This is a genomic window from Verrucosispora sp. FIM060022, assembly GCF_003977705.1.
GTDB lineage: Bacteria > Actinomycetota > Actinomycetes > Mycobacteriales > Micromonosporaceae > Micromonospora > Micromonospora gifhornensis.
Genome location: NZ_RQIV01000002.1, coordinates 191269 through 213179, shown reverse-complemented (window position 1 = coordinate 213179; position 21911 = coordinate 191269). Strand labels below are relative to the sequence as shown.

Annotated in this window: 19 protein-coding genes; 8 read left to right on the top strand and 11 right to left on the bottom strand. The window is 70.6% G+C overall.

What is annotated here, in order from left to right; translation table 11 throughout:
* Positions 1-48 precede the first annotated feature (48 nt).
* From EG812_RS07495 to EG812_RS07480, 4 genes are read left to right on the top strand one after another with little or no spacing between them, the layout of a single operon-like run.
* On the top strand, positions 49-963 hold the full coding sequence (locus EG812_RS07495; protein WP_013735818.1) for an ABC transporter ATP-binding protein: 915 nt from the start codon (positions 49-51) through the stop codon (positions 961-963).
* Entirely contained in the window at positions 956-1837 is an 882-nt protein-coding gene (locus EG812_RS07490; protein ID WP_126711197.1) for an ABC transporter permease, read from the top strand. The genes EG812_RS07495 and EG812_RS07490 overlap by 8 nt, the downstream gene beginning before the upstream one ends.
* Positions 1834-2778 carry an ABC transporter ATP-binding protein gene (locus EG812_RS07485; protein ID WP_013735816.1) on the top strand — a complete coding sequence of 315 codons (945 nt, stop codon included), beginning with the start codon at positions 1834-1836 and terminating at the stop codon, positions 2776-2778. The genes EG812_RS07490 and EG812_RS07485 overlap by 4 nt, the downstream gene beginning before the upstream one ends.
* Entirely contained in the window at positions 2778-3488 is a 711-nt protein-coding gene (locus EG812_RS07480; protein WP_013735815.1) for an ABC transporter permease subunit, read from the top strand. Before EG812_RS07485 ends, EG812_RS07480 begins: the two co-directional genes overlap by 1 nt.
* 149 nt (positions 3489-3637) lie before the next feature.
* Here EG812_RS07480 and valS read toward each other — a convergent pair whose 3' ends face one another.
* The 5 genes from valS to EG812_RS07455 form a co-directional block, all read right to left on the bottom strand.
* Entirely contained in the window at positions 3638-6253 is a 2616-nt protein-coding gene (gene valS, locus EG812_RS07475; protein WP_126711196.1) for a valine--tRNA ligase, read from the bottom strand.
* Between the two features lie 43 nt (positions 6254-6296).
* Entirely contained in the window at positions 6297-8165 is a 1869-nt protein-coding gene (locus tag EG812_RS07470) for an ABC transporter ATP-binding protein (protein WP_199743842.1), read from the bottom strand.
* Positions 8166-8197: 32 nt separating this feature from the next.
* Positions 8198-10057, bottom strand: a complete 1860-nt coding sequence (locus tag EG812_RS07465) for an ABC transporter ATP-binding protein (RefSeq protein ID WP_050814654.1) — start codon at positions 10055-10057, stop codon at positions 8198-8200.
* A gap of 190 nt (positions 10058-10247) precedes the next feature.
* Positions 10248-10745, bottom strand: a complete 498-nt coding sequence (locus EG812_RS07460) for a methylated-DNA--[protein]-cysteine S-methyltransferase (RefSeq protein ID WP_043725752.1) — start codon at positions 10743-10745, stop codon at positions 10248-10250.
* Positions 10746-10923: 178 nt separating this feature from the next.
* Positions 10924-12447 carry a DNA-3-methyladenine glycosylase 2 family protein gene (locus tag EG812_RS07455; RefSeq protein ID WP_126711194.1) on the bottom strand — a complete coding sequence of 508 codons (1524 nt, stop codon included), beginning with the start codon at positions 12445-12447 and terminating at the stop codon, positions 10924-10926.
* Positions 12448-12792: 345 nt separating this feature from the next.
* On the opposite strand from EG812_RS07455, the gene EG812_RS07450 reads away from it, so the two are divergent.
* Positions 12793-13278, top strand: a complete 486-nt coding sequence (locus EG812_RS07450; protein ID WP_126711193.1) for a hypothetical protein — start codon at positions 12793-12795, stop codon at positions 13276-13278.
* A 90-nt stretch (positions 13279-13368) separates the two neighbouring features.
* A complete protein-coding gene (ychF, locus tag EG812_RS07445; RefSeq protein ID WP_013735808.1) occupies positions 13369-14454 on the top strand; it encodes a redox-regulated ATPase YchF in 1086 nt (361 codons plus the stop codon).
* A 16-nt stretch (positions 14455-14470) separates the two neighbouring features.
* On the opposite strand, the gene EG812_RS07440 is transcribed toward ychF, so the two are convergent.
* Positions 14471-15199 carry a SanA/YdcF family protein gene (locus EG812_RS07440; RefSeq protein ID WP_013735807.1) on the bottom strand — a complete coding sequence of 243 codons (729 nt, stop codon included), beginning with the start codon at positions 15197-15199 and terminating at the stop codon, positions 14471-14473.
* A gap of 153 nt (positions 15200-15352) precedes the next feature.
* Between EG812_RS07440 and EG812_RS07435 the strand changes: the two genes are divergently transcribed.
* Complete coding sequence (locus tag EG812_RS07435) at positions 15353-15823, top strand: hemerythrin domain-containing protein (RefSeq protein WP_013735806.1); 471 nt, start codon at positions 15353-15355, stop codon at positions 15821-15823.
* 122 nt (positions 15824-15945) lie between these two features.
* On the opposite strand, the gene EG812_RS07430 is transcribed toward EG812_RS07435, so the two are convergent.
* The 3 genes from EG812_RS07430 to EG812_RS07420 form a co-directional block, all read right to left on the bottom strand.
* On the bottom strand, positions 15946-16680 hold the full coding sequence (locus tag EG812_RS07430; protein ID WP_126711192.1) for a class I SAM-dependent methyltransferase: 735 nt from the start codon (positions 16678-16680) through the stop codon (positions 15946-15948).
* A gap of 512 nt (positions 16681-17192) precedes the next feature.
* Positions 17193-17555, bottom strand: a complete 363-nt coding sequence (locus EG812_RS07425) for a PH domain-containing protein (RefSeq protein ID WP_013735804.1) — start codon at positions 17553-17555, stop codon at positions 17193-17195.
* A 67-nt stretch (positions 17556-17622) separates the two neighbouring features.
* Complete coding sequence (locus EG812_RS07420) at positions 17623-17946, bottom strand: 4a-hydroxytetrahydrobiopterin dehydratase (protein WP_013735803.1); 324 nt, start codon at positions 17944-17946, stop codon at positions 17623-17625.
* Between the two features lie 237 nt (positions 17947-18183).
* Here EG812_RS07420 and EG812_RS07415 point away from each other — a divergent pair, with 237 nt between their 5' ends.
* Positions 18184-18573 carry a (deoxy)nucleoside triphosphate pyrophosphohydrolase gene (locus EG812_RS07415; RefSeq protein ID WP_013735802.1) on the top strand — a complete coding sequence of 130 codons (390 nt, stop codon included), beginning with the start codon at positions 18184-18186 and terminating at the stop codon, positions 18571-18573.
* Positions 18574-18892: 319 nt separating this feature from the next.
* Here EG812_RS07415 and EG812_RS07405 read toward each other — a convergent pair whose 3' ends face one another.
* Positions 18893-19960: a succinate dehydrogenase/fumarate reductase iron-sulfur subunit gene (locus tag EG812_RS07405; protein WP_013735801.1), complete on the bottom strand. Its 1068-nt coding sequence runs from the start codon at positions 19958-19960 to the stop codon at positions 18893-18895.
* Between the two features lie 2 nt (positions 19961-19962).
* Entirely contained in the window at positions 19963-21909 is a 1947-nt protein-coding gene (locus EG812_RS07400; protein ID WP_013735800.1) for a fumarate reductase/succinate dehydrogenase flavoprotein subunit, read from the bottom strand.
* Positions 21910-21911: the final 2 nt, after the last annotated feature.

Below are 21911 nucleotides of genomic sequence, written 5' to 3'. Positions count from 1 at the left end.
GGCGCGTGCCGGACAGACCGCGTTGTCGTTCGTCTCTAGGCTGTCGTCGTGACACTGATCGCAACCGAGTCGTTGACCAAGGTCTACGGCGGTGGGGTGACCGCGCTGTCCGAACTGACAGTGACGGTCGAGCCGGGAATCGTCGGCCTGGTCGGCGCCAACGGCGCCGGCAAATCAACCCTGATCAAGCTCCTGCTGGGCCTGCTCACCCCGACCCGTGGCCGGGTACGGGTGCTGGGTATGGACCCGACCACCGACCCGGCGGGAGTCCGCGCCCGGGTCGGCTACATGCCGGAGCACGACTGCCTGCCACCTGACCTGTCCGCCGCCGAACTGGTCACCCATCTCGGGCAGATCAGCGGCCTACCACGTACCGCCGCCCGGGAACGGGCCTCCGAGGCGCTGCGGCACGTCGGGCTGCACGAGGAACGCCATCGTCCGGTGGGTGGCTACTCCACCGGCATGAAACAGCGAGTCAAGCTCGCCCAGGCTCTCGTGCACGACCCCGACCTGCTGCTGCTCGACGAACCCACAAACGGCCTCGACCCGGCCGGCCGGGACGCCATGCTGGCCCTGGTGCACCGGATCGGCACCGAGTTCGGCATCTCCGTACTTGTCTGCTCCCACCTGCTCGGCGAGGTCGAGCGGATCTGCGACACCCTGGTCGCCATCGACGGCGGGCGGCTGCTGCGTGCCGACCACATCGCCGCGATGACCTCGACCACCGACGTGCTCGCCGTCGAGGTCAGCGAGGGCACCGAGACGCTGGCCACCCGGCTGGCCGCGCTCGACCTGCCGGTGAGCCGGGAGGGACGTCTGCTGCTCGTCCCGCTCGCCGACCAGCAGACGTACGACCTCATCATCGGCGCGGTCGCCGACCTGGACCTGCCGCTGCACCGGCTCGACCAGCGCCGGCACCGGGTGGCCGAGCTCTTCGCCCGCAGGGAGGGCAGTCATGTCTGAACCGACGGGTGTCATCCACGACATCGGCTACCAGCGCTACACCGGCCCGCGGCTGGGCCGCCGCGCGGTCTTCGGCGCGCTCTACGTGCACGGCGTACGGACCGCCTTCGGGTTGGGTCGCAGCGCCAAGGCCAAGATCTTCCCCTGGCTGGTGGTCGGCATCGTCCTGATGGTGGCCGGCGCGGTGACCGCGATCGGCAGCCAGATCGGCGAAACCCTCATGACGTACGCCCAGTTCGCCGACTCGATGAGCTGGCTGGTCATCTTCTTCGTCGCGGTGGCCGCGCCGGAACTGGTCTCCCGGGATCTGCGCAGCGGTGTGCTGCCGCTGTACTTCTCCCGGCCGTTGCCGACCGCCGACTACCCGATGGCCAAGCTGCTCGCGCTGGCCACCGCGCTCTGGATGCTGCTCGGCGCACCGCAGCTGGTGATGTTCCTCGGCGCCGCGTTCACCGGCAACGACATGGGCGCGGTCTGGGAAGAACTGCTGGACCTGTTGCCCGGTCTGCTCTACGCCGGGTTGTGGGCGGTGGTCTTCGCCTCGGTGGGGCTGCTGATCGCCTCGCTGACCGGCAAGCGGGCCTTCGCCGCCGGCGGCATCGTCGCCGTCTTCCTGATGACCACGCCGATCGTCGGCGTCCTGTCGATCCTGCCCGCGCAGGTCGCGAACCAGCTCGCCGGCATCGCCTCGCCGTCCACGCTCGTCCAGGGTGTCGGCATCTGGACGATGCGCGACCAGGTGATCACCGACCCGGACGCCCTCGGTCCCGACCTCGGTGCCTTCGGCCCGGTGTACGCCCTGGTCGCCGCCCTGCTCGTCGCGGCCTGCGTCGCCCTGCTGCTGGCCCGCTACCGGAAGGTGGCCGCCCGATGACCACGACCAGTAGTCCCGCCCCGACCACCACCAGCACCCTCGACCTCGCCGGGGTCTCCCGCTGGTACGGCAACGTGGTCGCGGTCAACGACGTGAGCATGAGCCTCGGGCCGGGCGTCACCGGTCTACTCGGCCCCAACGGTGCCGGCAAGACCACGCTGCTGCACATGATGGCCGGCTTCCTCGCCCCCTCGCGGGGGCAGGTCACCCTCGACGGTCAACCCACCTGGCGCAACCCGGAGGTCTACCGACGGCTGGGGTTGGTCAGCGAACGGGAGGCGGTGCACAGCTTCCTCACCGCGTACGAGTTCGTGCTGGCCACCGCCAAGCTGCACAAGCTGCCCGACCCGCAGGCGGCGGCCCGCCGGGCGATCGCCATGGTCGAGTTGGAGGGCGCGCAGGACCGCCGGATCGGCACCTACTCCAAGGGCATGCGGCAGCGGGCCCGGGTGGCCGCGTCGCTGGTGCACGACCCGCAGGTGCTGCTGCTGGACGAGCCGTTCAACGGCATGGACCCGCGCCAGCGCCTGCACATGATGGAGTTGCTGCACTCGCTCGGCGACGCCGGCCGCACCATCCTGTTCAGCTCGCACATCCTGGAGGAGGTCGAGCAGGTCTCCGGCACCGTGCAGGTGATGGTCGCCGGGCGGCTCGCCGCCTCCGGTGACTTCCGCACCATCCGCCGGCTGATGACCAACCGGCCGCACGTGTTCGCCATCCGCTCCACCGACGACCGAGCGCTGGCCGTCGCGCTGATGGCCGAGCCGTCGGTGACCGGTGTCGAGTTGGGCCGCGACGGCCTGACCGTACGGGCCGGCGACTACGGTGCCTTCACCCGCGTACTGCCGAAGGTCGCCCTGGCCCGGGGCGTACGGGTGCGGCAACTGCTGCCCGAGGACGAGTCCCTGGAGAGCGTCTTCTCCTACCTGGTGGAGGCCTGATGTCCACTGTCTGCTGGATCACCGCGCGCGGGCTGTTCGGGCGTCGCCGGTTCCTTCTGCTGCTGCCGCTGCCCATGTTGCTTGTGGTGCTGGCCGTGCTGTCCCGTGGCCTCGGGGTGGCCCCGTCCGCCTGGGGGCCGCCGGTGCTTGTCGGCCTCGGGTTGGCCGTCGTGCTCCCGGTGGTCGCGTTGATCGTCGGCACCGGGGTGCTCGGAGCCGAGATCGACGACGGCACGGTGGTGCACGTGCTCACCACACCGCTGCCACGCTGGCAGATCGTGCTGCCGAAGCTGGCGGTGGCGGTCGGGGCCACCGCGGCGGCCGTGGCGCTGCCGCTGTTCGCCGCCGGCCTGCTGGCCGACTCGGTACGCCTCGGACTGGCGCTGGCCGTCGCCGCCTCGATCGGTGCGCTGGCCTACTCGGCCCTGTTCGTGGCGGCCAGCCTGCTCACCCGGCGGCCGGTCCTGCTCGGCCTGGTCTACGTGCTGATCTGGGAAGGGCTGCTCAGCAACGTGGTCACCGGCACCCGGGTGCTCTCCATCCAGCACTACGTGATCGCGTTGGCGGACCGGCTCGCCCCGACGAACCTGCTCGACACGACGGTCTCCGTACCGGTGGCGGCGGTGATGACGGCGCTGGTGAGCGTCGCCTTCACCCTGCTGGCCGTCAACCGCCTCCGCTCCTTCTCGGTAGCCGGCGAAACCAGCTGACGTGCAAGGAAGGGCACCTTATTAACGCCTGAGGTAGAGGAAGGGCCCCCTGTTAACACGAGCCGATCTGCTGTGATCGACAACTGTTAACAAGGGGCCCTTCCTATGCACGAGGCGTTAATAAGGTGCCCTTCCTTACACCCCGTCCCCTAGAAGGCGCAGGCGATGACGAGTTCGGGGGTGCGGTCGGGGAGCAGGTCGAGCTTGCCGATGTGCCCGGCCGCCCGCAGGTCGTCGACGATCAGCGTGAGCTGGTCGAGCAGGGCGGCCGGGCCGAGCGCCTCGGCCAACGGCACCTCCGCCTTCATGGACAGCTTCCGCTCGGACTTGGCCCGCCGCACCTGCCCGAGCGCGTCGGAGGCCAGCCGCAGCAACGCCGGATCTCCCTCGCCCTGGATCGTCCGGCTCACCTCGTACGTGGTGGGCCACGGTGACCGGTGCACCGAGCCGTACCGCCACCAGGACCAGACCTCCTCGGTCGCGTACGGCAGGAACGGGGCGAACAGCCGCAACTGCACCGACAACGCGGTGGCCAACGCGGCCCGGGCCGAATCCGCCCCCGGGCCGGTGCCGTAGGCGCGTTCCTTCACCAACTCGATGTAGTCGTCGCAGAACCGCCAGAAGAACGACTCGGTGGCCTGCAACGCCGCCGTGTGGTCGTACGCCTCGAAAGCCGTCGTCGCGGTCGTCACCACCTCGGCCAGCGCGGCGAGCATGGCCCGGTCCAACGGCTCGGTCACCGCAGCGCGCAGCGCGTCGGCGGCGCCGAGCCCGAGCGTGAACCGCGACGCGTTGAGCAGCTTGGTGGCCAGCCGCCGACCGACCTTGATCTGCGCCGGGTCGAAGGCCAGGTCGACACCGGGACGCCCGGTGGACGCCCAGTACCGCACCGCGTCGGCGCCGTGCTGCTCCAGCAACCCCATCGGGGTGACCACGTTCCCCTTGGACTTGGACATCTTCTTGCGGTCCGGGTCCAGGATCCAGCCGGACAACTCGGCGGTCCGCCACGGCAGCACGCCGTGTTCCAGGTGGGCCCGCACGACCGTGGCGAACAACCAGGTGCGGATGATCTCCTGCCCCTGGGGGCGCAGGTCCATCGGGAAGACCCGGCCGAACAGGTCCGGGTCGGTCTCCCAACCGGCGGCGATCTGCGGGCTCAGCGACGAGGTGGCCCAGGTGTCCAGCACGTCCGGGTCGCCGACGAAGCCACCCGGCATCCCGCGCTGGGACTCGTCGTAGCCGGCGGGCACGTCGTCGGACGGATCGATCGGCAGCGAATCCTCGTCGGGCGTGAGAGGCTGGGACCAGTCCGGCTCGCCAGTGTCGTCGAGCCGGTACCACACCGGCACCGGCACGCCGAAGAAGCGTTGCCGGCTGACCAGCCAGTCACCGGTCAGGCCACCCACCCAGTGCTCGTAGCGGTGCCGCATGTGCTCCGGCACCCAGCGCAGCTCGCGCCCCCGGGCCAGCAACGCCTCCCGCAGGGCGGTGTCGCGGCCACCGTTGCGCAGATACCACTGCCGGGTCGAAACGATCTCCAGCGGCCGGTCGCCCCGCTCGTAGAACTTCACCGGATGGGTGATCGGGCGCGGCTCGCCCACCAGGTCACCCGCGTCGGCCAGCACCTGCACGATGCTCCGCCGGGCCGCGTTGACGCCCTGCCCGGCCAGCGCCGCGTACGGTTGCGCGGGCACCCCGGCCGGCGGCTCCGGCAGCAGCCGGCCGTCGCGCCCGATCACCACCCGGGTCTCCAGGCCCAGATCCCGCCACCAGGTCACGTCGGTCAGGTCGCCGAACGTGCAGACCATCGCGATGCCGGTGCCCTTGGCCGGCTCCGCCAGCGGGTGCGCGCGCACCGGCACCTCCACGTCGAAGACGGGCGTACGCACAGTGCCGCCGACCAGGTCGGCGTACCGCTCGTCGTCGGGGTGGCAGACCAGCGCCACGCAGGCCGGCAGCAACTCCGGACGGGTGGTGTCGATCAGCACCTCCCGCCCGCCGGGAGCGTGGAACCGCAACCGGTGGTACGCGCCGGGTCGCTCGCGATCCTCCAACTCGGCCTGCGCGACGGCGGTGGCGAAACCGACGTCCCACAGCGTCGGCGCCTCCGACTGGTACGCCTCACCCCGGGCCAGGTTGCGCAGGAACGCCCGCTGCGAGGCGGCCCGAGCCACCGGACCGATGGTGGTGTACGCCAGCGACCAGTCCACCGACAGGCCGAGCCGACGCCACAGCGCCTCGAAGACCTGTTCGTCGGCGACGGTCAACCGCTCGCACAGCTCGATGAAGTTGCGTCGGGAGATCGGAGTCGGGTTCTTGCGGGCCGCATCGTCCACCGGCGCGTCCGGTGCCCGCCAGTCCGGGTCGTACGGCAGCGACGGGTCGCAGCTCACCCCGTAGACGTTCTGCACCCGACGTTCGGTGGGCAGCCCGTTGTCGTCCCAGCCGATCGGGTAGAAGACCGTCCGGCCGCGCATTCGCTGGAACCGGGCGATCAGGTCGGTGTGGGTGTACGAGAAGACGTGCCCCATGTGCAGCTCGCCCGATACGGTCGGCGGCGGGGTGTCGATCGCGTATACGTCCGAGCTACGGCCATCCGGGCTCGGCGAGTCTGACGCCTCGCCGCGACCCCGGACAGCCGCCTTCGAGCGGTCGAACGCGTACGTGCCCTCCTCCTGCCAGCGGCGCGACCAGGTCTCCTCGAGGCCGTCCAAACTCGGACGCTCGGGGACGCCGGTACGGGCCGTCCTCGCCGTATCAGTCATCCGTCGATGGTAGGCAGCGTCGCGCCGCCGGGCATCGAATTACCTAGAGCAGCGAGTCGATCCACTTGCGGTGCAGGTCGGCGTACCGGCCACCGTCGGCGATCAGGTCGGCCGGTGGACCGTCCTCGACGATCCGGCCGTCGTCGAGGACCAGCACCCGGTCGGCGATCTCCACGGTGGAGAGCCGGTGCGCGATCACCACCGCGGTCCGGTCGCGCAGGATCGTGCCGAGCGCCCGCTGCACCAGCCGCTCGGTGGGGATGTCCAGCGACGAGGTGGCCTCGTCGAGGATCAGCACCGCCGGGTCGGCCAGGAACGCCCGGGCGAAGGCGACAAGTTGCCGCTGCCCGGCGGAGAGCCGCCCGCCGCGGCGGTGCACCTCGGTGGCGTACCCGTCGGGTAGTGCCGCGATGAAGTCGTGCGCGCCGATCGCCCGCGCGGCCGCCTCGACCGCCGCATCGTCGGCGTCCGGGCGACCGAAGCGGATGTTCTCCGCCACGCTGCCACCGAACAGGTGCGTCTCCTGGGTCACCAGCACCACGGCCCGACGCAACTCCCCGTCGGCCACCTGGCGCAGGTCCACCCCGTCCAGGCTGACGGTGCCGGCTGCCGGGTCGTGGAACCGGGCGAGCAGTTTGGCAAGCGTCGACTTGCCGGCCCCGGTCGGCCCGATCAGCGCCACGGTCTGCCCGGCGGGGATGGTGAGGTCCAGCCCGGTCAGGATCGGCGCGTCCGACCGGTACCCGAACGAGACGCCACGGAAGGTGACCGCACCCCGGTCGGGTCCCCGGGGCAGCGGCACCGGGCGTTGCGGCTCGGCCACCTCGGGCCGTTCGTCGAGCAACCCGGCGAGCTTCTCCAGGGCGGCGGTGGCCGACTGCAGCGCGTTGTAGAACTGGCTCAGCTCCTGCATCGGCTCGAAGAACCGGCGCAGATAGAGCAGGAACGCCGCGAGCACCCCGACGCCGGTGTCGCCGCCGAGCACCCGGGCACCGCCGTAGCAGAGCACCACCGCCACGGTGACGTTGCCGATCAGCTTGATCCCCGGCGAGTACGTGGCGATCAGGCGGAAGGCGTGCCGGCTGGAGCGCCGGTAATCGTCGTTGACGGTGGCGAAGATGTCCTGGTTGCGGCCCTCCCGGCGGTACGCCTGCACGGCCCGGATGCCCCGCATCGACTCCACGAAGTGGACGATGACCAGGGCCATCGCCTCCCGGGTGCGGCGGTAGGCGGCGGCGGACGCCCGGGCGAACCAGCGGGACAGCCAGAACAGCAGCGGGAAGGCGAGCAGGGTGACTGCGGCCAGCGGCAGGTCCAGCCAGAGCAGGATGCCGGCCACCGACACGATCGTCAGGGCTGCCATCACCAGGCTCTCCACACCACCGTCGACGAGCTCGGCGATGGAGTCGATGTCGCTGGTCAGCCGCGAGATCATCCGACCCGAGGTGTACCGCTCGTGGAAGGCCACCGGCAGGCGCAGGAAGTGCCCGTACACCCGCTGGCGCAGGTCGAGCAGGACGGCCTGGCCGATCCGGGCGGAGAGGGTGAGGAAGGCGCGTCGGGCGGCGTACTCGATGCCGGTCGCGGCGGCGAACGCCACCGCGACGGCCACCAGTGGGCCCGCGTCGCCGTCGCGCAACGGGTCGATCGCCCGGTCGATGCCGAGCATGACCAGGTACGGCCCGGACATCGCTGCGGCGTTCTGGGTCAGCAGCAGCGCCACCGCACCGCCCAGCCGGGCGCGGTGCGGGCGCAACACGTCGGCCAGCAGCGCACGACTGCGGACCCGTAGCCGGGCCACCGCCTCGGGGTCGGTGTCCTCGGCGAGACTGCGGTCGGCGTGCGGATCGGCGGCGAGCCCGCGCCAGCGCGCCGGGTCCGTCTCGCGGCGACCCGAGCGCTGCCCCGGCACCCGGCGGTTCCGACCGCTCGGCTCGCCGGCCGTCACGAGCGCACCAGCGGGGTGCCGTCCGGTGCCGTTCCGACAGTGGACGACGGCGCGCCGGCTGTGGACGACGGCGTGCCGGTCGGTTCGGCGGAGAGCAGCGCGCGGTACGCCGGCACCTCGGCCAGCAGGTCGGTGTGCCGGCCGACGGCGGTGATCCGGCCGTCCTCCAGCAGCGCGACGCGGTCGGCCAGCGCGATGGTGGACGGTCGGTGCACCACCAGCAGCGCCGTCATGTCCCGCAGCACCCGCTTGAGCGCCGACTCCACGAGCGCCTCGGTGTGCACGTCCAACGCGGAGAGCGGATCGTCGAGGACCAGCACCGTGGGCCGGACCAGCACCGCGCGGGCCAGCGCCAGGCGCTGCCGTTGCCCACCGGACAGCGACAGCCCCTGCTCACCGAGCCGGGTGTCCAGGCCCCACGGCAGGTCGTACGCGAACTCCGCCTGCGCCAACGCGAGAGCGGCCCGGACCTCGTCGGTACCGGCGTCGGGACGACCCAGGGTGAGGTTCTCCCACACCGACATGGAGAACAGCGTCGGTTCCTCGAAAGCCACCGCGACCAGCCGGCGCAGCGAGGCCAACCGCAGGTCGCGCAGGTCGTGGCCGTCGAGGGTGATCCGCCCTGTCTCGACCTCGTGCAAGCGGGGCACCAGGGACAGCAGGGTGCTCTTGCCGCTGCCGGTCGCGCCGACCAGGGCGAGCGTCTCACCGGGCTCGACGGTCAGGTCGATGCCGCGCAGCACCGGTGCGGCGGTGCCCGGATAGCGGAAGGTGACCGCCTCGAAGCGGAGCCGACCGCGCACCGCCGACCGGGCCAATGTGACGGCATCGGGCGCGTCGACGATGGCCGGCGCGGTGTCCAGCACCTCCTGGATCCGGTCTGCGGCGGTGGCCGCCTCCTGGCCGTTGGCGATGATCCAACCCAGCGACTGCACCGGCCAGATCAGCATCAACTGGAGGCTGACGAAGGCGACGAGTTGGCCGATGGTGAGCCGGGCGTCGGCGACCGCGGCGGCACCGGCCACCAGCACGATGCCGAGGGTCAGGTTCGGCACCAGGTCCAGCAGTGCGGCGGTACGACCGAGCAGCCTGCCCTTGCCGACCCCGGTGTCGTGCAACGCCCGGGTGCTGGCCACGAACCGGGCGGTCAGTTGCGGCCCCCGCCCGTACGCCTTCATGGTGCGCAGGCCCTGCGCGGTCTCCTCGACCTGGGTGGCGACGTCGCCCTGCTGGTCCTGCATGCGGCGGGACGCGGCGTGGTAGTGCCGGCCGAAGCGGCGGGCGATCACGAACAGCGGCACCGCGCTGGCCGCCACCAGCAGGCCCAGCACCGGATGCAGCCGGACCAGCAGCACCACCACGACCAGGTAGGTGGTCAGGTTCAGGACGAGGAAGAGTAGTCCGAAGGAGAGGAACCGGCGCAGCACCGACAGGTCGCTGGTGATCCGGGAGAGCAGCTGACCGGAGGGCCACCGGTCGTGGAAGCTGGCCGGCAACCGTTGCAGGTGGGCGTAGATGTCGTCGCGGATGGTCGCCTCCATCGCCACCGAGGACGACGACTGCACCCACCGACGGATGAAGATCAACAGGGCCTCGATCAGGCCGAGCGTCAACGCGAGCCCGGCAAGCTGGAACAGCCCGCGCAGGTCCCGGTCGGCCACCGGCCCGTCGACCACCCGCTGAGCCACCAGCGGCACCGCGATGCCCGCCCCGGTCGAGGCGAACCCGGCCAGCAGCAGGACGCTGAACTCCACGGCATGCGGGCGCAGATAGCGCCGCAGCCGCCACAGATTCCCGAGTGGATGTCTCCTGACCTCGGCCCGTCCGGCCGGGCCGTCGCCGCTCCCCGCAGCCACTACCCGACGGTAGCGGTAAATGAGGACGGCATTACTGTCGGCTTGTTGTCACCGATGTTGCCCTTTCGTCGACCGGCCTGACCAGCTACGGCCCCATTTGCGGCATGGGTATCAGTCGATGCGTGTGCCCGCCGATGCGTTTGCCCGTGGGTGGTGCCGGCGCGTCAGCGTGCCTCAGCCCGGCCGCCTGTCAGCTTCGTCGCTCGTGCGTGAGCAGCCACTCCTTCACCGGCAGCCCCCAGCGGTAGCCGCCCAGCGTGCCGTCGGTGCGCAGCACCCGGTGGCAGGGGACGAAGAGAGCGGCGGCGTTACGGGCACAGGCCGAGGCGGCGGCGCGTACCGCGGCGGGGCGACCGGCCAGTGCGGCGTAGTCGGTGTAGGTGACCGGCTGGCCCGCCTTCACCTCGCGCAGCACCTGCCAGGCGTGTGACAGGAAGACTCCGTCGCTGTGCTGCTGGACCGGTACGTCGTCGATCGCGGTCAGGTCACCACCGAGGTACGCCTCGACGGCCGCGGTGACGGGACCGAGGTCGCGTCGCTGGCGAGGCTCACCGCGCAGGCCAGGGTGCATCACCGCGAGCACTGCCGCCGGATCGGCGGTGAACCCGGCGGCCCGGACCGCCCCGTCCGGGCCGGCGAGGATCGTGAACGGACCGACGGGCGTGTCGACGGTGGCGCTGTCGATGATCGCGCCGCTGTTCCGCAAGGTCGTATCCACACTGCTCTCCAAGGTCGAATTCACACTGCTCTCCGAGGTTTTCGAGCCCCACGCGGGCTCTCCGAGGTTTCGGGCTCACGCGGCTTTTGGGGTCTTGGGTTCACGCGGCTCGCCGACGTTCGGTTCATGCGGCCGCCCGAGGTCGAATTCATGCGGCCCGCCAGAGTCGGACGACGGCGTACGAGCGCCACGGCCGCCAGCGGGTCGCGTACTCATCAAGGGCCGCAGGGGAGTCGGGCAACCCGAGGGCGGCGGCGCCCCGGCGCACGGCGAGATCGGTGGGCATGAACACGTCCGGGTCGCCGAGCGCCCGCATCGCGATGTAACCGCCGGTCCACGGCCCTACCCCCGGCACCCGCGCCAACCGCCGCGCCACCTCCCCCCGCTCCCCACCCACCTCCAGATCAAGCTCACCCGCCACCACCGCCCGAGCCACCGCCCGAATCGCCTCCCGCCGCCCCGCCGGCATCCGAAACCCCTCATCCGGCACACCCAACACCTCCTCCGCCGCCGGAAAACCCCCCACCCGAACCCCCTCCTCCCCGACGGAAACCCCCTCCGCCCCGTTGATCAAGAGGTTTGCGTCTTCCCGAGCGCCATCCCCGACGCAAACCTCTTGATCAACACCTTTCAGGGCCGGGGTGTGGAGGGTGGTGAGGAGGTGGGTGAGGGTGGTGCGGGCGGAGGTGAGGGAGACCTGTTGGGTGGTGATGGCGCGGACGGTCATCTCGAAGCCGTCGACGGCGTGGGGGACGCGTACCCCGGGTTCGGCGGCCACGGCGGCGGCCAGGGCAGGATCGGCGCTGAGGGTCTGGTCGACGGCGACCGGATCCGCGTCGAGGTCGAGCAGGTGCCGGCAGCGGGCCACGGCCGGCGCCAGGTCACGCAGATCGGTCAGCCGCAGGGTGGCCGCGACATGCCCGTCCGCCGGGGTCAGCGCCACCGCGCCGGTGCCGTGCGGCAACCGCAACCCCCGGCGGTACGTCCCGTCCCGGACCTCGTCGATGCCCGGCAGGGTACGCAGCGCCAGAAATTCCAGCAGCGCGGGAGCGTGCAACGGTGGGCGGTACGCCAACCGCAAGGTGATCGTGCCCGATCCGCCGAGCGCCGTACGCCGACCGGCCCGAAGCTGCGACGGAGGTACCCCGTACACCTCGCGGATCGTGTCGTTGAACTGCCGGACGCTGCCGAACCCGGCGGCGAAGGCGATCTCGGCCAGACCCAGCTCAGTGCTCTCGATCAAGGTACGGGCGGTCTGCGCGCGCTGCGCGCGGGCCAGCGCCAACGGACCGGCACCAAGCTCGGCCCGGAGCATCCGGTGCAGGTGCCGTTCGGTGTACCCGAGCCGGGCGGCCAACCCGGGAACCCCGTCCCGATCCACCACCCCGTCGGCGATCAACCGCATCGCCCGGCCCACCACGTCCGCGCGGACGTCCCACTCCGGTGAGCCGGGGGAGACGTCCGGTCGACACCGTCGACAGGCCCGCAACCCGGCACCCTGAGCAGCCGCCGCCGAGGGAAAGAACCGGACGTTGTGCCGCTTCGGCGTCACAGCCGGACAGGACGGCCGGCAGTAGATCCCGGTAGACGTCACGCCCGTGTAGAACCACCCGTCGAACCGCTGGTCACGGCTGTCCACCGCCCGATAACACCGCTCAAAGTCCAGCTCCACACCCCCGATCATGCGCCCCACCCCCACCCCCCGACTGGCGGCTTTCAGACCCCACCCTGCCTCCGCCCGCGCCCCGCCGCCCCGCCCCGCGTCGCGCTGCCGCCCCTCCCGCCCCGCTTCGCACCCGCCTAGCGCCGTCGATCATGCAGTTACCGTCGGGACAAAGGGTGTGTAAGGGGACGAGTCAGCGACCAAAAGTGCAAGATCGACGGGATGGAGCGGGGGTGGGGCGGAGGGCGGGTGGGGGTGGGGCGGGGGTGGGGTGGGGGTGGGGTGTGGGGTGGGGCGGGGAAGTGTCGGTTGTGGTGGGTAGCGTGCCGCCAGCAACTGAAGAAGGGGCGGGCGATGGCGAGCGTGGTGGGTCGGGCGGCGGAGCCGAGGCAGGGGCAGGTGCCGCTGGACGAGTCCGTGGTCCAACGCTTCTACGAGCGGATGCGCGCGGTCGCGCCGGCGGCGGTCGGCGCCATCGAGCGGGATCGTGCCGACGACCCGGCGCGGACCTTCGCCGACACGGCCTGCGGGCGACTGCTGCGTTCGCTCGACGACGACGGCGTACGGGCGCTCGGCATGTGGGTGCACCACTGGTGCATGCGCTTCTACGACGACGACACCCGGGCGGCACTGCGGCTGCTCCGGGAGATCGCCGGCCGCCCGCAGCTCGGCTGGACGGCCGACGAGGTCCATTGGATGCTCAACGAGTCCCACCAGGCCAACTCGGTAGCCGCCGCGCGGCTCACCCTCCCGTTGGCCGCCGCTGCCGAGCTGGCCCCCGGCACCCTGCGGGTCGACACCCTGATACCCCGCCAGACCAGCCCGACCCCGCACGGCTGACCTGTCGTCGCCCAGCACCACCGGGTCCGGCAGCGGCAGGTGACCCACCGCTGCCCGGGAGCGTCGGGCGGCGGCGTAAGCTGGCTCGTCGTGAGTCTCACCATCGGCATCGTCGGCCTGCCCAATGTCGGCAAGAGCACGCTGTTCAACGCGCTGACCAAGAACGATGTGCTCGCGGCGAACTACCCGTTCGCCACGATCGAGCCCAACGTGGGTGTGGTCGGGCTGCCGGACGAGCGGCTGCACAAGCTCGCCGAGATCTTCGGCTCGCAGAAGGTGATCCCCGCGCCGGTGTCGTTCGTCGACATCGCCGGGCTGGTCCGCGGTGCCTCGAAGGGGCAGGGGCGCGGTAACGCCTTCCTGGCGAACATCCGCGACGCCTCGGCCATCTGCCAGGTGGTACGCGCCTTCTCCGACCCGAACGTGGTGCACGTCGACGGCAAGGTCTCCCCGGCCGACGACATCGAGACGATCAACACCGAGCTGATCCTGGCCGACCTCCAGACCTTGGAGAAGGCGCTGCCCCGGCTGGAGAAGGAAGCCAAGCTCCGCAAGGACCGGGCCGCCGCGGTCGCCGCAGCCAAGCAGGCCGTCGAGGTCCTCGACGGCGGCACCACCCTGTACGCGGGCGCGACGGCGGCCGGCATCGAGCTGGAACACCTGCGTGAGCTGCACCTGCTCACCACCAAGCCGTTCCTGTACGTCTTCAACGTCGACGAGGCCGAGCTCAACAACGCCGAGTTCCTCGACGAACTGCGGGCGCTGGTCGCCCCGGCCGATGCGGTCTTCATGGACGCCAAGATCGAATCCGAGCTGGTGGACCTGCCCGAGGAGGAGGCCCGCGAGCTGCTGGAGTCGATCGGCCAGTCCGAGCCGGGCCTGAACCAGCTGGTCCGGGTCGGCTTCCGCACGCTCGGCCTCCAGACGTACCTCACCGCCGGGCCGAAGGAAGCGCGCGCCTGGACCGTCCCGATCGGCGCGACCGCGCCGGAGGCTGCGGGAGTCATCCACTCCGACTTCCAGCGCGGCTTCATCAAAGCCGAGGTCGTCTCCTACCACGACCTGGTGGAGGCCGGTTCGATGGCGGCGGCCAAGGCGGCGGGCAAGGTCCGCATCGAAGGCAAGGAGTACGTCATGCAGGACGGCGACGTCGTGGAATTCCGCTTCAACGTCTGACCGGGGTCGCCGCCGCTCAGCCGGCGCGCAGCGCGTCGTCCACGCCGGTCTCGCGGCTGCCCAGGTGCACCGGGTCACGGCCGGAGAGCACGTCCAGCGCGGCCTTGACGCTGGCGCCGTACTCACGGGTGGAGCTGATCCGCCAGGTGCGGGCGTACTCCCGGGCGGTTTCGTCGCCGACACCGATGGCGTCCACGCCGAGGTGGCGGCAGACCGTGACGGCGCGGGCCAGGTGGAACTGCTGCGTCACCACCGTGGCCCGCTCCACCCCGAAGATCCGCTTGGCACGGGCGCAGGAGTCGTACGTGTCGAAGCCGGCGTAGTCCAGGACCACCTTGTCGGCCGGTACGCCGTGCTCGACCAGCCACCGCTGCATCGCCTCGGGCTCGTTGTAGTCGGCGTTCATGTTGTCGCCGGAGACCAGGATCGCCTGGACCTTGCCGGTGGCGTACAACTCGCGGGCGATCTCCAGGCGGGCGGTGAGGAACGGCGCCGGGGTGCCGTCCGGCTGGACCCGGGTGCCCAGCACCAGGGCGACCGGGGTGTCGGGGACGGTCTGCGCGGTGTGCATCCGCCCTTCGGCGCCGGACCGGATCCAGCTCACACTGGCCCAGCTCGCGACGACCAGCAGCAACGCACCGACCGCACCCGCGAGCACCGCCCGGCGCAGCCAGCGACCGCGGCCGTTCTCCCGGATCCGACGCAGCCAGGCCAGCACAACGGTACGGATCGCCATGTCGATCATTATCCCAGCCGGTGTCATGCGGGGCGGTACGCCGACGTGACCGCTGGTATTTTGGTCGCAGCGTCGCGTGTCGGTGGCAGACCGTGTCAGGCATGGAGGCGCCGGACTGAAGGATGTCGATGATGCTTATCGTCGGGCCTTCGTCTCTCACCTGTGGGTGAGGGCGAGAAGACCAGGCTGGTGGCCTGGAGCAACGAGCTGCGCCGGGTGCACGACCGGCTGCGTGAGGCACTGACCCTGACCCGTGATGCCGTGGCCGATGGCGTACCGGCCGAGTCGGCGACCCGCGATCTGCTGCTGTTCTGTCACGGGTTCTGCGCTGCCCTCGCCGCCCACCACGAGGGCGAGGACCGCGACCTGTTCCCCGCGATCGCCGAGCAGCACCCCGAGTTGCGGGACACGCTGTACTACCTGCGGCAGGACCACTCGATGATCGCGCACCTGCTGACCGGGCTCCAGACCGCCGTGGCGCGGGCCGCCCCGCCCGCCGAGCTGGACCGCCACCTCGAAGGGCTGGCGGCCATCATGGAGTCCCACTTCCGGTACGAGGAACGCCAGCTGCTCACCGTGCTGGACACCCTGGCCCTGACCGCCGACCCGGAGACCGTACTGGGGCCGCTGTGACCGCCCGACGCGACACTGCAGTGCCCGGGTGTCGCGTCGCGGTTATCCGGATCGTCGAGGCCGACGGGCCTGCAGGGCGACGGGCCGCGCGAAACGCGCGAAGGCCCGTCGCCCCACCTCGGTCAGCCGACCCGGTAGACGGAGATGTGCGAGGTGCTGTCCGAGCCGAACGGCGCACGGTCCCAGTCGGCGTACCGCTCGGCGAGGTGGAATCCGGCCCGCCCCGCCATCTCGTCGATCTGCTCAGGCCACATGTACCGCATGGCGAACGGGTGCAGGTGCACCCCGGCATTGTTGAAGGTGACGGTCTGCCGGAGGAACGTCTGCGCCGCCCGGTCGTAGCGGTGCAGCCGGATGCGCACCGAATCCTCGGTGATCGAGTAGGGCTGCACCTGTTCGTCCCGGTCGAAATCCGCCGCGTTGGGCACGTACGTCTCGACGACGAACGCGCCACCGGGTGCCAGCACCCGGGCGACGTTACGGAAGCAGTCCGCCTGCCGTTGCTCGCGTACCAGGTTGAACAGGGTGTTGAAAATCAGGTACGCCATGGCGTACGGACCATTCACCGGTACGTCCGCCATGTCGCCGATGGCCACCGGCAGGTCCGCGCCGCCGGGCTTGGCGCGCAGCTTCGCGACCATCTCCGGCGACGCCTCCACCCCCTCGACGGTGACGCCGCGCGCGGCCAGCGGCAGGGCGACCCGCCCCGTGCCGATGGCCAACTCCAACACCCGGCCGCCGCCGGACTTCTCGGCGAGGAACTCCACCGCCAGCGCCGGGTCGGGCAGCCCACCCGGCAGGTCGTAGGTGTCGGCCCAGAGCCGACCGAAATGTCCTGGATCATCGAAGACCGACATCAGCGGCCTCCGTCGGTACTACCAGCGCCGCACCGCGCCTTGATCATTTTTTCCCGTGTACGCACAAAGCCTCGTTTCGATGGAGTCGACGGTGATTGCTCGCTGCACCTGCGTCGCGTGCCTCATGTCGTGCTCCTCTTCGCTCGGCGACCACCCCAGCCAAGCGCCATCCCTACGATGCGGCAACGTCTTTTCATAGTGACCACGGCGAGGCCGCTGGTCTGGACACCGTCGGCAACCCCTGACGCTGGCCGTCGGGCCGGCTCGTTGCCTCCCACGGCGACAGGGCGAACTCGCCCCGCTGCCCGGTCAGGCGGGCAGGGCCGCGGGGACCATGATCAGGCTCGATCTGGAAAAGAGTGGTCTCGCTCCCGCGTTCAGGCCACTCGATCCTGGATCGAGCGTGGAAGCTCGGCAATCTGGCGCCCTGCGGTGGTTCGCCCCGGTGCTGCGGGCCGGGGAGATACCGGGCCTGGACATGCCCGCGGCGGGACGAGTGGGGGCGGGCCCGCTCAGCTGATGTAGTGCAGGATCACGTTGTGCACGTGGTGGCTCTTCTGGTCGCCCCGGAACTCCACCTCGTAGGTGTGCGTGCCGACGTGGATGGCGATCGCGCCGGTGGAGAAGAACGAACCACCCCAGGACTTGTTGCTGACCACGCTCACGCTGGTGATCTTCGAGTACGGGATGCTGGTGATCGCGTACCGTTTGCCGATGAACGAGCGGTCCTGGATGATCACGCGCCGGTCGGTCAGCCCGATGAACCCGGTGCCGGTGCCGACGGCGTCGTAGACAGCGATGATCTGTTCACCGTCGAGCAGGCCGCTCTGTATCTGCTGGAACTGCTCTTTACGGTCGTACGTGGGGTTCGCCATGCGCCTCACGGTAGGCGGCCGACGCCAGTCAGCCCGTACCCCCGGCTCCTGGCCGCCCGCGGGCCGGTCAGGTCGGTCGACCCCCATCAGGCTCGGCGACCGCCCGGTACGCATCCTCGATGCGGGCCGCCAACAGGACCTCGCCCTCGCTGAGCGGGCTGTTGCTGTGCCCGACCCGGATCTGGGTGTGGTCGGCGCGCCGGCTGATCTCCGGCCGGAGATGAAGCGCGTCGGCGACCACCTTGACTCGCTCGGTCAATGCGGCATGCTGAGTGTCGTCGATGACCAAGGTGCGCCGGATCTGTTCGCCTTCCCGCGTCCACCCGTTCAGGAGGGTGAGCGCGTCGCTGAGGTAGTCGTGCTTCGCGCGACCGCCGAACAGCGCACGCATTACCGCACCTCCCAGGCTTCGTTGCCGGCTTGTGGCCAAATCGTCGCCGCCCCGTGTCTTGTCGGTGCCCTCTAGTCTTACGTCGCACGGATGGTGTGTCCACGCCCACACTTCTGGGTATTCCTGGCCTGACGGACGACCACGCTACCCAAACCGCCGATTGATCTGGCACGCTGGACGCCCGTGTGGACCGAACGGGCTAACGGCACCGGACAGGCCGCCCAACGAGACCCAAAGGTGATCGTCGGAGCGGCGATCATCGAGGATGGCCGGGTGTTGGCCTGTGCGCGCTCCGCGCCACCGGAGGTGGCGGGCATGTGGGAGTTCCCCGGCGGCAAGGTGGAACCGGGGGAGAGCGAGACGGCGGCCCTGGCCCGCGAGTGCGTCGAGGAACTGGGCGTACGCGTCGAGGTCGGCGAGCGGGTCGGCCGCAATGTACGGATGGCGCACGGCCGCAGTGTCCTCAAGGTGTACGCCGCCCGCCTGCTCCACGGCGACCGCCCACGCGCCCTGGAACACTCCGAAATCCGCTGGCTCTCCGCCACCGAACTCGACACCGTGACCTGGCTCCCCGCCGACACCCCCATAGTCGCCGCCCTCCGCCCCCTCCTCACCTCTAACCCCTAACCCGCCCACACCCCGCGCCCGCCCACACCCTGCCCCCGCGCGCCACTACCCCTCGACGCGTCGATCTTGCACTTTCGGTCGCCGGATCGCGCTTTATGTCCCCTATGTGGCGACCAAAAGTGCAAGATCGCGGGCGCGGGGGCGCGGGGGCGCGGGGGCGCGGGGGCGCGGGGGCGCGGGGGCGCGGGGGCGCGGGGGCGCGGGGGCGCGGGGGCGGGGCGTGGCCCCGTGCGAGGGGCGGGTGGTGTGGGCTTGGGGATGGGAAAGGGGACCGGGGCGGGTGCCTCGGTCCCCTTTGGGGTGTTGCGGGTTGTCCGAACTAGTGCTTTTCGTCCTGTTCGGGGTGGGCGAAGTTGAGGTGCTCGGGCGGGAGCGGGAAGGTGACGTCGTCGCCGAAGGGGCTCGGGGCGGCGGCGCGGTCGGAGGTGAGCTCCGTCAGGGGGAGCTTTCCGTTGGCACCGACTGCCGGAGCGGTCGGCCTGGGCACCTCACGGTGCCAGTTGACGCCCTGCTGCGCCTGCACTTCGGCGGCGGGGTCGTGCGAGCCGCCCGCGTGCGAGTGCACCCCCTGGCCGCCGGCACTGGAGCGCACCGCGCCTGGGGAGTGTTCGCTGGTCACGATGGTCTGAGGCACTTGACCCCTCCGGAAGATCTTGCTGCCGAGCCACACAAGGGGATCGTACCTGCGGTCGACGACCCGCTCCTTCATCGGGATGATCCCATTGTCAGTGATCTTGATGTGCTCGGGACAGACCTCGGTGCAGCACTTGGTGATGTTGCAGAAGCCCAGGCCCTGTTCCGACTGCGCGTACTCCTTGCGGTCGGTCCGGTCGTCCAGGGGGTGCATGTCCAGTTCGGCGGCCCGGATGAAGTATCGCGGCCCGGAGAACGCCGGCTTGTTGTCGTCGTGGTCACGGATCACGTGGCAGACGGTCTGGCACAGGAAGCACTCGATGCACTTGCGGAACTCCTGCGAGCGCTCCACGTCGACCTGCTGCATCCGGTAGTCACCGGGGGCCAGGTCGGCCGGGGGAGCGAAGGCGGGGGTCTCCCGGGCCTTCTCGTAGTTGAACGACACGTCGGTGACCAGGTCCCGGATCACCGGGAAGGTGCGCAGCGGGGTGACCGTGACCGTCTCGTTCTCCTCGAACGTCGACATCCGGGTCATGCAGCCGAGCTTGGGCATCCCGTTGATCTCCATGGAGCAGGAGCCACACTTGCCCGCCTTGCAGTTCCACCGGCAGGCGAGGTCCGGCGCGTCGGTGGCCTGCAGCCGGTGGATCACGTCGAGGACCACCTCGCCCTCGTTCACCTCGACGGCGTAGTCCTGCAGCTCACCACCGTCGGCGTCGCCTCGCCAGATCCGGAACTGACGCTTCGTACCCATCTTCAGCTCTCCTTCCCGGCGGCGTCGGTATCCTCGGCCTCGGCGGCGGCGAGGGCATCGAACTCGGCGAGTTCTTCGTCGGTGAGGTACTTGGCCAGCTCCGCGCGGTCGAACAGGGCGATCAACTCGGCGCGCATCTTCGGCAGCGGCTTGCGGTCCAGCCGGACGGTGTCGCCCTCCAGCGAGCAGACCAGGTTGACCCGCCGCCACTGCGGATCCATGGTGGGGTGGTCCTCGCGGGTGTGACCGCCACGCGACTCACGGCGCTCCAGCGCCGCCTTGGCGGTGCACTCGGAGACGACAAGCATGTTGCGCAGGTCCAGTGCGAGGTGCCAGCCCGGGTTGTAGCGCCGGCCGCCGGCCGCGCTGACCTTCGCCACCCGCTCGCGCAGCTCCGCCAGGCGGACCAGCGCGTCCTCCAGTTCGGCCTCCCGCCGGATGATGCCGACCAGGTCGCCCATCACCGCCTGGAGATCCTGCTGGAGGGTGTACGGGTTCTCGCCGGTGTCGCGCTGCAACGGAGCCAGGGCGGTCTCCACCGCCGTCTCCACGGCGGTCACCTCCACCCGGGGGCGACCGGTGAGCTGGTCGACGTAGTTGGCCGCGTGGCCGCCGGCCCGCTTGCCGAAGACCAGCAGGTCGGACAGGGAGTTGCCGCCGAGGCGGTTGGAGCCGTGCATGCCGCCGGAAACCTCACCGGCGGCGAACAGACCACGCACCGAGCCGTACGCGGCACCGGTGTCCGGGTCGACCTCGACGCCACCCATCACGTAGTGGCAGGTGGGGCCGACCTCCATCGGCTCCTTGGTGATGTCGACGTCGGCCAGTCCCTTGAACTGGTGGTGCATCGACGGCAGGCGGCGACGGATCTCCTCGGCCGGCAACCGGGACGCGATGTCCAGGTAGACACCGCCGGCCGGCGTACCCCGGCCTGCCTTGACCTCGCTGTTGATCGCGCGGGCGACCTCGTCGCGGGGCAGCAGCTCCGGCGGGCGTCGGTTGTTGTCCGGGTCGGTGTACCAGCGGTCCGCCTCCTCCTCGGTCTCCGCGTACTGCTTGCGGAAGACGTCGGGGACGTAGTCGAACATGAACCGCTTGCCCTCGGAGTTCTTCAGGATCCCGCCGTCACCACGGACCGACTCGGTGACCAGGATGCCCTTGACCGACGGCGGCCAGACCATGCCGGTGGGGTGGAACTGGAGGAACTCCATGTTGATCAGAGTCGCCCCGGCGCGCAGCGCCAACGCGTGACCGTCTCCGGTGTACTCCCACGAGTTCGAGGTGACCTTGTAGGAGCGGCCGACGCCACCGGTCGCGAGCACCACGGCCGGCGCCTCGAAGAGGACGAACTCGCCAGACTCGCGGTAGTAGCCGAACGCGCCGGCGACCCGGTCACCGTCGAGCAGCAGCTCGGTGATGGTGGTCTCGGAGAAGACCCGGATCCGGGCGTCGTACGACCCGAACTCCTGCTTGTCCTCCTGCTGCAGCGAGACGATCTTCTGCTGGAGGGTACGAATCAGCTCCAGGCCGGTCCGGTCACCGACGTGGGCCAGCCGTGGGTACTCGTGGCCGCCGAAGTTGCGCTGCGAGATCTTGCCGTCCTTCGTACGGTCGAACAGCGCGCCGTACGTCTCCAGCTCCCAGATCCGCTGCGGCGCCTCCTTGGCGTGCAGCTCGGCCATCCGGAAGTTGTTGAGGAACTTGCCGCCGCGCATGGTGTCGCGGAAGTGCACCTGCCAGTTGTCCCGGCTGTTCACGTTCCCCATGGCCGCGGCGGCGCCACCCTCGGCCATCACCGTGTGCGCCTTGCCGAACAGCGACTTGGAGATGATGGCGGTCTTCTTGCCGGCCAGCCGCGCCTCGATCGCCGCGCGCAGGCCGGCGCCGCCGGCGCCGATGACGACGACGTCGTAGTGGTGTCGTTCGATGCGAGTGGTAGTGCTAGTCATGT

Excerpts from the sequence above, each read along its gene's own strand:
- EG812_RS07490 (WP_126711197.1), top strand. The coding sequence starts at position 956 with ATGTCTGAACCGACGGGTGTCATCCACGACATCGGCTACCAGCGCTAC.
- EG812_RS07485 (WP_013735816.1), top strand. The coding sequence starts at position 1,834 with ATGACCACGACCAGTAGTCCCGCCCCGACCACCACCAGCACCCTCGAC.
- EG812_RS07480 (WP_013735815.1), top strand. The coding sequence starts at position 2,778 with ATGTCCACTGTCTGCTGGATCACCGCGCGCGGGCTGTTCGGGCGTCGC.
- valS (WP_126711196.1), bottom strand. The coding sequence starts at position 6,253 with ATGACTGATACGGCGAGGACGGCCCGTACCGGCGTCCCCGAGCGTCCG.
- EG812_RS07450 (WP_126711193.1), top strand. The coding sequence starts at position 12,793 with ATGGCGAGCGTGGTGGGTCGGGCGGCGGAGCCGAGGCAGGGGCAGGTG.
- EG812_RS07440 (WP_013735807.1), bottom strand. The coding sequence starts at position 15,199 with ATGATCGACATGGCGATCCGTACCGTTGTGCTGGCCTGGCTGCGTCGG.
- EG812_RS07430 (WP_126711192.1), bottom strand. The coding sequence starts at position 16,680 with ATGTCGGTCTTCGATGATCCAGGACATTTCGGTCGGCTCTGGGCCGAC.
- EG812_RS07425 (WP_013735804.1), bottom strand. The coding sequence starts at position 17,555 with ATGGCGAACCCCACGTACGACCGTAAAGAGCAGTTCCAGCAGATACAG.
- EG812_RS07420 (WP_013735803.1), bottom strand. The coding sequence starts at position 17,946 with ATGCGTGCGCTGTTCGGCGGTCGCGCGAAGCACGACTACCTCAGCGAC.
- EG812_RS07405 (WP_013735801.1), bottom strand. The coding sequence starts at position 19,960 with ATGGGTACGAAGCGTCAGTTCCGGATCTGGCGAGGCGACGCCGACGGT.
- EG812_RS07400 (WP_013735800.1), bottom strand. The coding sequence starts at position 21,909 with ATGACTAGCACTACCACTCGCATCGAACGACACCACTACGACGTCGTC.